Below are 10,606 nucleotides of genomic sequence, written 5' to 3' on the forward strand. Positions count from 1 at the left end.
ATGTACTCCTGAGAACCGGCGAAGCGAGCCTGCGCGGCCGCCGCTTCAGCCTGGCGCGCGGCCAGACCGGCGGCGAGGACACCGAGTTCTTCGACAGCATGGTCAGGGACGGCGGCAGCATCGCGTTTTCACCGGATGCGCTGGTCGAGGAGGTGGTGCCGCGCGCCAGGGCGGCGTTCGACTGGCTGCGCCGCCGCCGCTTCCGTTTCGGGCAGACGCACGGTCATCTGATCGGGCACGGCGCGAGCGGCTTCAGGCGCGTCGCGCAAGTGGGCCTCGCCTCGGCCAAGGCGGCCTACTGTTTCGGCATGGCGGCGCTGACCGCGATCAGCCCGGTGCGCAGGAACCGCAGCGTGCTGCGCGGCATCATGCATGTCGGCGTCGTCAGCGGCCTCGTCGGCGTTCGCGAGATCCGCCAGTACGGCCTCACCTCCGCGCAGGAAGGAGGCAAGCATGCAGCCTGACGTCAGCTTCGTCATCGCCGCCTACAATTCCGAGGCGACCCTCGACCGGGCGATCGCCAGTGCCCTTGCCCAGCATGACGTTTCCGTCGAGGTCATCGTCGTCGACGACTGTTCGCGCGACCGGACGCTCGACGTGGCGCGCGCCTATCCAGAGGAAATCGTGCGGGTCGTCGCGCTTGAGCAAAATCGCGGTCCCGGCGGTGCCAGGAACGCCGGCCTCGAGGCCGCGCGGGGCCGGTGGGTGGCGGTCCTTGATTCCGACGATGCCGTCTATCCCGGCCGGATCCGCGCCATGATCGCGCGGGCGGAGAAGGCCGGCGCGGTGATCGCGGTCGACAATCTCCAGGTCGTGCGCGAGGACGGCGTGCCCGAGGACACGATGTTCCCGGCCGACTATCTCGAGGGCATGGGCGAGATTTCGCTCGCCGACTACATCGCCGGCAACATCGTCTTCGAGTCGCGCTTCAATCTTGGCTATCTCAAGCCGATATTCCAGCGTGGCTTCCTCGACGAAAAACGCCTTCGCTATGACGAGAAGCTGATCATCGGCGAGGATTACATCCTGCTGGCCAGCGCGCTCGCCAAGGGCGGCAGATGTGTCGTCGAGCCGACGACCGGCTATGTCTATCACATCCGCACCGGCTCCATCTCGCGGGTGCTGGAATTGCATCATGTCGAGGCGATGCGTGCGGCCGACGCCGCCTTCGCCGAGACGCATCTCATGGACGCGGCCGCCGCGGCTGCCTTTGCCAGGCGCAGCCGTAGCCTGCGCCGGGCGGCTTCGTTCCTGTCGCTGGTCCAGCACATCAAGGCGCGCTCGCCGCTCAGGGCGATGTGGACGGCGCTCAGTGATCCGGCGGCGGTGAGGCATATGAGCATGCCGATCGCCGTCCGGTTGCGAAGGGTTGCGGCACAGTTTGCCGTGGGACGGGGAGGTGAGAGTGCGGGCTGACGGAGAGTGGGTTCGGAGCCTGCGGCATATTGAAATCGATCTTCTCAAAAGGACTATGCGATGAAGAAAGTCAGGAAGGCAGTCATACCGGTGGCGGGGCTTGGAACGCGGTTCCTGCCGGCCACCAAGTCGATGCCGAAGGAAATGCTTCCCGTGGTCGACAAGCCGGTCGTCCAATATGCGGTGGACGAAGCCTTCGAGGCAGGCATCGAGCACATCGTCTTCGTGACCGGCCGCAACAAGGCGGTCATCGAGGACTATTTCGACCTGCATCCTGAATTGATCGGGACCCTGGAGCAGACCGGCAAGAAGGCGCAGTTGCAGTCGCTCGAAAGCCTGCTCCCCGTCGCCGGCGCCACTTCCTTCATCCGTCAGCAGTCGCCGCAGGGCCTCGGCCACGCCGTATGGTGCGCGCGCGAGGTGATCGGTGACGAGCCCTTCGCCCTGCTCCTGCCCGACATGGTATCGTTCGGCGGGCGCGGTTGTCTTGCCGAGACCGTCGACCTCTATCAGCGCACCGGCGGCAACGTCATCGCCGTCGAGCGTTGCGAGCCGAGCGAGACCAGCAAATACGGCATCGTCGGCCGCGGCGCCGAGATCGGCACCGGTTTCGAGGTGACGGCCATGGTCGAGAAGCCGGCGCCGGCCAATGCGCCGTCGAACTTCTACATCAACGGCCGCTACGTTCTGCAGCCGGAGATTTTCGCCCTGCTCGGCAACCAGCAGCGCGGCGCCGGCAACGAGATCCAGCTCACCGACGCCATGGTCCGCCTGGCGCAAAGCCAGTCCTTCTATGCCCAGCCCTTCAATGGCCGCATGTTCGACTGCGGCTCCAAGGAAGGCTTCATCGAGGCCACCATCGCCTTTGCCCTGGCCCGCGACGACATGAAAGGACCGGTCTTCGAGATGCTGCAGCAATTCGTCCGGACGCACGAGCGCCGGGAAGAAGCCGCATAATGCCCATCTTTTGGGTGCATATGCGTATCGATGATGGCGCGACAAACGCCGCCGCGCTTGGCCGACCCGGCCAAGCGCTTTCTGGCATGAATGTTGCGTGGTCTTTTCTGGTGACGACGCCAATCTTCGAAGGCCAATAGCGCCTGCAACCTGGAATTGGACCGACGATGAACTATGCCAATTTTCCCCTCGACAAGAGGATTCCATTGCCTAGCGCGGACGCGGAAAAAGGTGAGGACTTCATCGACATCGAACGTCTGCTCGGCATGGCCGCGCGGCAGGTCAAGGTGGTGGCGGTGTGCGCCGTCATAGGCCTGTTCCTCGGCGTAATCTATCTGCAGACCACGCCCAAACAATACATGTCGGTCGCCAGCGTGCTGATCGACGAGGGCCTGAACAAGGTCGTCGACGACATCTCCGCCGCGTCCGTCACCATGCAGACGGATGCCGCCCTGCTCAGCCAGATCGAAATCATCAACTCGGCCCGCCTGGCATCGGTGGTGGTCGATAAGCTGAAACTCGACCAGAACCAGGACTTCATGAATCCGCCGCAATCGGCTCTGGCGAAGGGCATCGGTTTCCTGCGCGGCGTGATCGGCTATTTCCGCAGCAGCTCCGCCGACGAAATTCCCGGCATGGAGAATGTCGACGCCGCGACGCGCGAGGCCATGAAAAAGGAAGCGAGCCACGACTATGCCGTGCTGAAGCTGCAGAACGAGGTGCAGGCGCAGCGCAACGGCCGCAGCTATGTGATTGCCATCGGCTATCAGTCGCCGAACCCGGCGCTGGCGACGGCGATCACCAAGGCCTATTCCGATGCCTATCTCGCCGACCAGCTCAACGCCAGCTTCGACGCCACCGAACGCGCGGCCGTCTGGCTGCAGGGCCGCTTGGCGGAGCTTCGCGAAAGCTCGCAGAAGGCGTCGATGGCGGTTGAGACGTTCCGGGCCGAGCACGGGCTGTCCGCCAACAGCGACGGGCAGCTGATGAGCGACAAGCAGCTCGCCGACCTGAATGCCCAGCTCATCGTCGCGCAGGCCGATACGGCTCGCGCCAGCGCCCGCTATCAGCAATACAAGGCGATCGTCGACAGCGGCTCCGACAACGCCTTCAACGACTCGGCCATCGCGAGCGATCAGCCGGCCAGCTCGGTCATCACGACGCTCAAGACCCGCTATCTCACCATCGCCAAGCGGCTGCAGGATGTTTCGGCCAATTACGGTGCGGACCATCCCCAAGCGGTCGCGCTTGCCAAGGAGAAGGCCGACGTGTCGGCGCAGATTTTTGGCGAGCTGAAGCAGCTTACCGAAAATTACCGCAACGAGTATGAAGTGGCTCAGACACGTGAGACGGCGCTCAGGCAGAAGATCGCCGACGCGGCAGGCAAGAGCTCCATCGACAACCAGTCACAGGTCAAACTGCGCGATCTGAACCAGCAAGCGACGGCGCTCACCACGCTCTATCAGACGTTCTTGAGCCGCTATGAGGAAGCCTCGCAGCAGCAGTCCTTCCCGGTCGGCAAGGTGCGCATCATTTCTGATGCGACAATGCCGCTCTCCGCGGCAGGCCCGCGCACATCCAAGGTGCTGGCGCTCTTCCTCGTGCTTGGCGTGTTGCTCGGCGCCGGATTTGGCGGCTTGAATGAATTCAACGAGCGCTTCTTCCGGACCGGCGACGACATCCGCGACCGCGTTGGCCTCAAATTCCTCGGCTACCTACCGACGATCGGCGGCGGCAGATCCGGCAAGGACAACAAGCCCGACGACGCCGAAGCCGATCCCAAGGTCGCCAGCCTCTCGGCGGCGGAAAAGCGGGCGCGAATGCGGGTCAGCATCGACGCGCCGGCATCGATGTTCGCCGAAACGCTCCGCAACGCTAAGATCGCCTTCGACGTGGTCATGGAAGGCCAGGGCAGCCGCGTCATCGGCGTGATCTCGCTTCTGCCCGGCGAGGGCAAGTCGACGGTGGCGGCGAACCTGGCGGGGCTGCTGGCCGCCAACGGCGCCAGGACGCTGCTGATCGATGGCGATCTGCGCAATCCCGGGCTCAGCCGCAGCCTTGGCATGGAAACCGAGCAAGGGCTGATGGAAGCGGTGGTCAGCGGCCAGACCTGGCAGTCGGTCGGCAAGGTCGATCGGCAGACGAAGCTCGCGATCATCCCGGCCGTGCTGCGCGGCCAGTTCTCGCACACCAGCGAGCTGCTCTCCTCGGCCGGCATGCGCCGCTTCATCGACAATGCCAAGGAGACGTTCGAATACATCGTCGTTGACCTGCCGCCGCTGGGTCCGGTGGTTGACGCCAAGGCCTTCGCGCCGCTCGTCGACGGATTCGTGCTGGTCACCGAATGGGGCCGCACGCCGCGCGCGATGGTGCGCTCGATGCTGGAATCGGAGCCCTACGTCGCCAACAAGATCATTGGCGCCGTGCTCAACAAGGTTGATTTGAAGCGGCTCGCGAAATACGGATCGCTCGGTGGCTCCGAGAAATTCTTCGACCGCTATTCGACCTATTATCTGGAGAAGTCGGAGGCGCGCACCAAACAGGCTGCGTGACGCAATTCCTGAAAAAGCGTGGACGGTTTTCCGTCCGAAATCGCGCCAAAGAGACAGAGCGGTTCGGCGTTTCCATGAACGCCGAACCGGTCTAGCCGTAACCATGGCGCGCCCGAGACGAGGATTCATGCGCGACAAGCGAGACTACGGTCTCACGGATCCAGCGCTGGCCGCTGTGTCCGTGGCTGCGCTCATGCCACACCATTCCCACCGCGAAGCCTTCAACGGGAAACGGACAGTCCATCACGTCAAGCTTGTCCGCGCAATCACGCACCAGCCGTTCCGGGACCAGCGCGACGAAGTCCGAGCGAGACACGATCTCGGGGACGAACAGGAACGAAGCCGCGGAGAGCACGACATTACGCTTATGTCCGAGAGCGGCCAAAGCACTGTCTACCGGTGTCGCGAAGCCGCCGCCTTCCAGGGACACGACCACTTGCTCCAACTCGGCAAATTCAGCGACCGTGATTCCTTCCCGCAGCCGCGGATGCTTCTTGCGGCCGATAAGCACGTAGCGCTCATCGAATAGATGTCGAGCGCGAAGACCTTGCGGGGCCTCCTGCGGCGTCATCAGTGCCAAATCCACATCACCGCGCGCCATCTGCGCTTCCAGTTGCGGCAGGTCCAGATTGCGTATCGCAACGCGAACGCCCGGTGCTAGCGTCCTGAGCTCCACGACAAGCGGCTTGACTATCGCGGCTTGCAGATAGTCCGTACAGGCAATCGCGAAGATCAGCCTGGCCTTCGCCGGATTGAAGTTCCGATGCGAGCTGAGCGTGGCGCGAACTTGATCAAGGGTTTGGCGCAACGGGTCGAGCAGTTCCATTGCTTTGGCCGTCGGCGTCATCCCTCGCTGGGCGGGAATCAGCAGTTGGTCGTCGAACTCTTGTCTGAGGCGGTTCAACTGGGCGCTTACCGCTGGCTGGCTTAGATGCAGTCGGGCAGCCGCCTTCGTGACGTTGCGCTCGATCAGCAGCGTCTCCAGCGTAACCAACAGATTGAGATCAAGGCGTTTGGTATCCATGGAATGGATAGTAGCCGATAACTTATGCGATTTCAAAAATACGTCGAAGCGTCCGAGACTCTTGCTGAAGCCAAACGTCGCGGCACGCTTTTCGGCGGCCAGGCGTGGTCGTCTGTCCGGGGCCGAAGCGATTTCGCCCTCAAGCCGGGATATAATCAGCATGAGCCAGATCGATACCTCCAAACCCCTGATCACCGTTGTCGGGGCCTCGAGCAAGCAGGGTCGCAGCGTCGCCAAGTCCCTGCTCGACAGTGGACGCTACCGCGTGCGCGCGCTGACTCGCCGTCTCGACAGCCAACCAGCGCAAGCCTTGGCGAAGAAAGGGGCCGAGGTCGTGGTGGCGCCCCTGGAACTCGGCCGGCAGGCCGAACTGACCGAAGCACTGAAAGGTTCGGCCGGGGCGTTCTTGATGACGCCGCCGATCGTCAAGGTGCCGCCGGCGGAACCCGAACTCAACCTCGGAAAGGAGTTGGCCGACGCGGCAGTGGCCGCTGGTGTCGAACACGTGGTTTTCAGCGGGCTCGAAAATGTCGAAGCGATCACCGGCGGCACCAAGTGGGCACCGCATTTCACGGACAAGGCGAAGGTAGAGGATTACATCCGCAGCTTACCCATTCGCAGCTCGTTTGTATACTTGGCGTTTTATTACACCAACTTCCTGGAATACTACGTGCCGCAAGGTGTGGAGGACGGCATAGATTTCGCCATATACTTGCCTCCGGACATCCCCGTGCCGTTCTGCGACCCGCTCACTGCGGCCGGTCCAGCGGTGCGCGAGATCTTCGATCACCCCGCGCGATACACCGGGGAGGCGCTGCCCGTGATCGGCGAGTTTATCTCGGCGCAGCAAATGGTGGACACGTTTGTGCGCGTCACCGGCAAGCGCGCGCGCTACGCCTCTGCATACTCGCGCGAAGACTTATTGCGCCATTTTCCGGGTTTCGCCGGCAACGAGCATCTCGTGCGCGAATTGGTGGGCATGGTCGAATATGCCGTCGAATATGGCTACTACGCTCCCGGGCGCGATCTGACCTGGAGTCGGAAGATCGATCCGAATGCGCTGACCTGGGAACAGTTCCTCAAGCGCAGCAAATGGCAGGGCGACTTGCTGTCCTATGGCGCCGCCGCCGAGGCCGAGCTTGCGCCGATCTGAGAGCGGCGACGCTGTGCTCTTCTTTAACCCGCCGAAGACAGCAGCTTGCCGTGCTTGCCGACGATCCTGACCGCGGTCAGCCGCCCGCTCCGGAAGGCGCCGGTATCGATGCCGAGCCGGTGCCCTTCGAACTTCGGCACATCCACGATCGTGTGTCCATGCACCACCCAGCGGTCGAGGATATGGGCCTTCTCGAAGAATTCCGAGCGGATGTTGAGCAGGTCGTCCTCGTCCTGCTCGACGAGGTCGATGCCCGGCCGGATGCCGGCGTGGACGAAGACGAACTTGCGCGAGCAGACCATGACCGGCAGCGTGCGCAAGAAGCTGACATGGCCGGCGGGAATGGCGGCGCGGATGCGCCGGTCGACCTCCTCGCTTGAGCCGTAAAGGTCGCCAAGGCGTGCCGGGTCGACGCCATAGGAATAGAGCGTCTCGAGTCCGCCGATCGCCAGCCAAAGTTCCCGCGACAGATGCCCGTCGAGATAGCCGAGCATGGCGACCTCGTGGTTTCCCGCCAGGCAGACGCGCAGGAAGCCTTGCGGCGCCGGCGCGATGAGATGATCGAGGACGCGTCTCGAGTTCGGGCCGCGGTCGACATAGTCGCCAAGCATGATGATGATCTTGCGCCCGCGAAAGGGCAACGCGTCGAGCAGGATCTTTTGTTCCAGCGACCGCAGCTCCTTGTAGCAGCCGTGCACATCGCCGATCGCATAGACGACCGTGTCCTGCATTTCCAATTCCAGACGATCGCGCGGCGCGGTCCGGGGTCGTCTCGATCGCTGGAACAGGCTCACGGAATGAGGCTCGATGCTCGCATGGGGGTTTCGGGAGCATGTCACACGGCACGCATGAAGCCTCGATATCATGCTTGGCCGGAATTACCACGGGCTCGTGACTTCAGGCGCGGGAAACCTGAAGTTAAGCCGCTTGAGCCGGTAGCGGTAGTGACAGAACATCACCAGCGCGGCGGCCAGGAACCGCAGGATATCGACGCCGCCAAAGGTGGTTTTCTGCATTGCGCAGCAAAAGGTCGGGCGCGCGCGAGCGACCATGCATGCCCGGCTACACCCCGATGCCGCGTCCCTTGAGCGCCGCGGTGATCTCGTCGAGGATGGCCGGATCGTCGATGGTCGCCGGCATGGTCCATTCTTCCTTGTCGGCGATCTTCTGCATGGTGCCGCGCAGGATCTTGCCAGAGCGCGTCTTGGGCAGGCGCTTGATCGTCACCACCGTCCTGAAGGCGGCGACCGGGCCGATGCGCTCGCGCACAAGTCCTACCACCTCGCTTTCGATGAGGCCGATGTCGCGCGAAACGCCGGCGTTGAGTACGACGAAGCCAAGTGGCACCTGGCCTTTCATCGCGTCGGCGATGCCGATGACGGCGCATTCGGCGACGTCGGGATGCGCGGCAAGCACTTCCTCCATCGCTCCAGTCGATAGCCGATGGCCGGCGACATTGATGATGTCGTCGGTGCGGGCCATGACATAGAGATAGCCATCCTCGTCGATCATGCCGGCGTCGGCCGTCTTGTAGAAGCCTGGGAACTCCTCGAGATAGGCCTGGCGGAAGCGGGCGTCGGCGTTCCACAGCGTTGGCAGGCAGCCGGCCGGCAAGGGCAGCTTGACCACGACATTGCCGAGCGTGCCGCGGGCCACTTCATGGCCGGCATCGTCGAGCACGCGAATATCGTAGCCCGGCATCGGCACGCCGGGCGATCCGTATTTCACCGGCAAGAGCCCAAGGCCGGCCGGGTTGATGGTCATCGGCGAGCCGGTCTCGGTCTGCCACCAGTGGTCGATCACCGGCACGGCGAGCTTCTGCTCGGCCCATTTGATGGTTTCCGGGTCGGCGCGCTCGCCGGCGAGAAACAACGTGCGGAATTTCGACAGATCGTAACTCGGCACGAATTCGCCGCGCGGGTCCTGTCCCTTGATGGCGCGGAAGGCGGTCGGCGCGGTAAACAGCGCCACCACGCCATGCTGCGAGATCACCCGCCAGTAGGTGCCGGCGTCCGGCGTGCCGACCGGCTTGCCCTCAAACAGCACGCTGGTTGCGCCATGCAGCAGCGGGCCGTAGACGATGTAGGAATGGCCGACCACCCAGCCGACGTCGGAAGCCGCCCAGAACACTTCGCCCGGCTTGACGCCGAACTCGTTCTCCATCGTCCATTTCAAGGCGACCATGTGGCCGCCATTGTCGCGCACGATGCCCTTCGGCTGGCCGGTCGTGCCCGACGTATAGATGATATAGAGCGGGTCCGTGGCCAGCACCGGAACGCAGTCGACATTGGCCCCGGCGGCCCGCTCGCGCCCAACCGCGTCGGCATAATCGATGTCGTAATGGTCCTTCAGCTCGCAGCGCAACTGCTCGCGCTGCAGGATCAGGCAAGCGTCAGGCTTGTGCCTGGAGAGCTCGATTGCTGTATCGAGGAGCGGCTTGTAGGCGACGGTGCGTCCGGGCTCCAGGCCGCAGGATGCCGAGATGATCAGCTTCGGCTTGGCGTCGTCGATGCGGGTGGCGAGTTCATGCGAGGCGAAGCCGCCGAAGACCACCGAATGCACGGCGCCGATGCGCGAGCAGGCGAGCATGGCGAAGGCCGCTTCCGCCACCATCGGCATGTAGATGATGACGCGGTCGCCCTTGCCGATGCCGCGGTTCTTCAGCACCGAGGCGAGTGCGATCACTTCGCGCTTCAGCTCGACATAGGTGAATTTCCTGATCGTGCCGGTGATCGCGCTGTCGTGGATCAGCGCCACCTGCTCGGCGCGGCCGCTGGCGACATGGCGGTCGATGGCGTTGAAGCAGGTGTTGCAGGAGGCGCCGGTGAACCAGCGGCCATAGACGCCGGCCTCGGCATCGAAGACGCGCCCATAGGGGGAGAACCAGTCGATGGCTTTCGCCGCGTCCGCCCAGAATTGCTCCGGATCGCGTTTCCAGCCCTCATAGACCTCGTGGTAGCGTGACGCCATCCAGCTTCCTCCCCAGGAAATTTGCCGTCCTCGAATAGCCTATGCTCTTCCTGCCGGCCATGTCTTCCCCGAAATTCGTCGATGGCCGATCTCGTCTCGGCCGCAAATATCCGGCACCATGGCATGCTGATAGCTGCCCGCCATGCGTTGGGCCAGGCCGCGAGCACGGCGGACTGCTCGGCGAGCTTCGAGACGCAGCAAAATGGCGACATATCGGGCAAGGCGCTCGGCTTCCGGCTGACGTTGCAGGGCCAGGACGGCAAGCCGTTGAAGATATTGCATGAGGACAAGGCGGTGCCGGGCTCGAGGAACTGCCCGATCTCCTACTCCCTGTCGGAGGCCTACGAATTTGCGCCCGAGGGCAAGCCGGCGGTGATTGCCGTGCTGGTCCAGCGCTTCAGCCAGGGCTTCGAAGGCCGCGACCGCCGCTTCATCGCGGTGACAGGCCGGGCGCGCTGAACAACGCCGGCCCGGCCGGGGCATGCAAACCCTGCCGGCGGTGCCACGGCACCGTTCCTGCCTGTCCGCCCTGTT

9 protein-coding genes and 1 pseudogene are annotated in these 10,606 nt (G+C 63.7%); 6 read left to right on the top strand and 4 right to left on the bottom strand.

The window, feature by feature from the left end; genetic code table 11:
- The 4 genes and pseudogenes from EN781_RS14450 to EN781_RS14465 form a co-directional block, all read left to right on the top strand.
- Positions 1–464, top strand: a pseudogene (locus EN781_RS14450) (glycosyltransferase family 2 protein); the annotation flags it as partial.
- Positions 454–1,416, top strand: a complete 963-nt coding sequence (locus tag EN781_RS14455) for a glycosyltransferase family 2 protein (protein WP_126056848.1) — start codon at positions 454–456, stop codon at positions 1,414–1,416. The pseudogene EN781_RS14450 and the gene EN781_RS14455, both read left to right, overlap by 11 nt.
- 60 nt (positions 1,417–1,476) lie before the next feature.
- A complete protein-coding gene (galU, locus tag EN781_RS14460) occupies positions 1,477–2,373 on the top strand; it encodes a UTP--glucose-1-phosphate uridylyltransferase GalU (protein ID WP_126056847.1) in 897 nt (298 codons plus the stop codon).
- Between the two features lie 167 nt (positions 2,374–2,540).
- A complete protein-coding gene (locus tag EN781_RS14465) occupies positions 2,541–4,925 on the top strand; it encodes a polysaccharide biosynthesis tyrosine autokinase (RefSeq protein WP_126056846.1) in 2,385 nt (794 codons plus the stop codon).
- 91 nt (positions 4,926–5,016) lie between these two features.
- Here the strand turns inward: EN781_RS14465 and EN781_RS14470 are convergent, their stop codons facing one another.
- Positions 5,017–6,111 carry a LysR family transcriptional regulator gene (locus EN781_RS14470; RefSeq protein WP_348627210.1) on the bottom strand — a complete coding sequence of 365 codons (1,095 nt, stop codon included), beginning with the start codon at positions 6,109–6,111 and terminating at the stop codon, positions 5,017–5,019.
- Here EN781_RS14470 and EN781_RS14475 point away from each other — a divergent pair.
- Positions 6,110–7,102, top strand: a complete 993-nt coding sequence (locus EN781_RS14475; protein WP_126056845.1) for an NmrA/HSCARG family protein — start codon at positions 6,110–6,112, stop codon at positions 7,100–7,102. The genes EN781_RS14470 and EN781_RS14475 overlap by 2 nt on opposite strands.
- A 23-nt stretch (positions 7,103–7,125) precedes the next feature.
- Here EN781_RS14475 and EN781_RS14480 read toward each other — a convergent pair whose 3' ends face one another.
- From EN781_RS14480 to EN781_RS14485, 3 genes are all read right to left on the bottom strand, one after another.
- Positions 7,126–7,833, bottom strand: a complete 708-nt coding sequence (locus EN781_RS14480) for a metallophosphoesterase family protein (RefSeq protein WP_245455270.1) — start codon at positions 7,831–7,833, stop codon at positions 7,126–7,128.
- Between the two features lie 147 nt (positions 7,834–7,980).
- Positions 7,981–8,118, bottom strand: a complete 138-nt coding sequence (locus EN781_RS34350; RefSeq protein WP_189347572.1) for a hypothetical protein — start codon at positions 8,116–8,118, stop codon at positions 7,981–7,983.
- A gap of 46 nt (positions 8,119–8,164) precedes the next feature.
- Positions 8,165–10,072 (bottom strand): propionyl-CoA synthetase, encoded by a 1,908-nt coding sequence (locus EN781_RS14485; RefSeq protein ID WP_126056843.1) that lies wholly within the window; start codon positions 10,070–10,072, stop codon positions 8,165–8,167.
- Positions 10,073–10,153: 81 nt separating this feature from the next.
- On the opposite strand from EN781_RS14485, the gene EN781_RS14490 reads away from it, so the two are divergent.
- Positions 10,154–10,531 carry a DUF2259 domain-containing protein gene (locus EN781_RS14490; protein WP_245455269.1) on the top strand — a complete coding sequence of 126 codons (378 nt, stop codon included), beginning with the start codon at positions 10,154–10,156 and terminating at the stop codon, positions 10,529–10,531.
- Positions 10,532–10,606 lie beyond the last annotated feature (75 nt).

This window comes from Mesorhizobium sp. M4A.F.Ca.ET.090.04.2.1 (assembly GCF_003999085.1).
Lineage (GTDB): Bacteria > Pseudomonadota > Alphaproteobacteria > Rhizobiales > Rhizobiaceae > Mesorhizobium.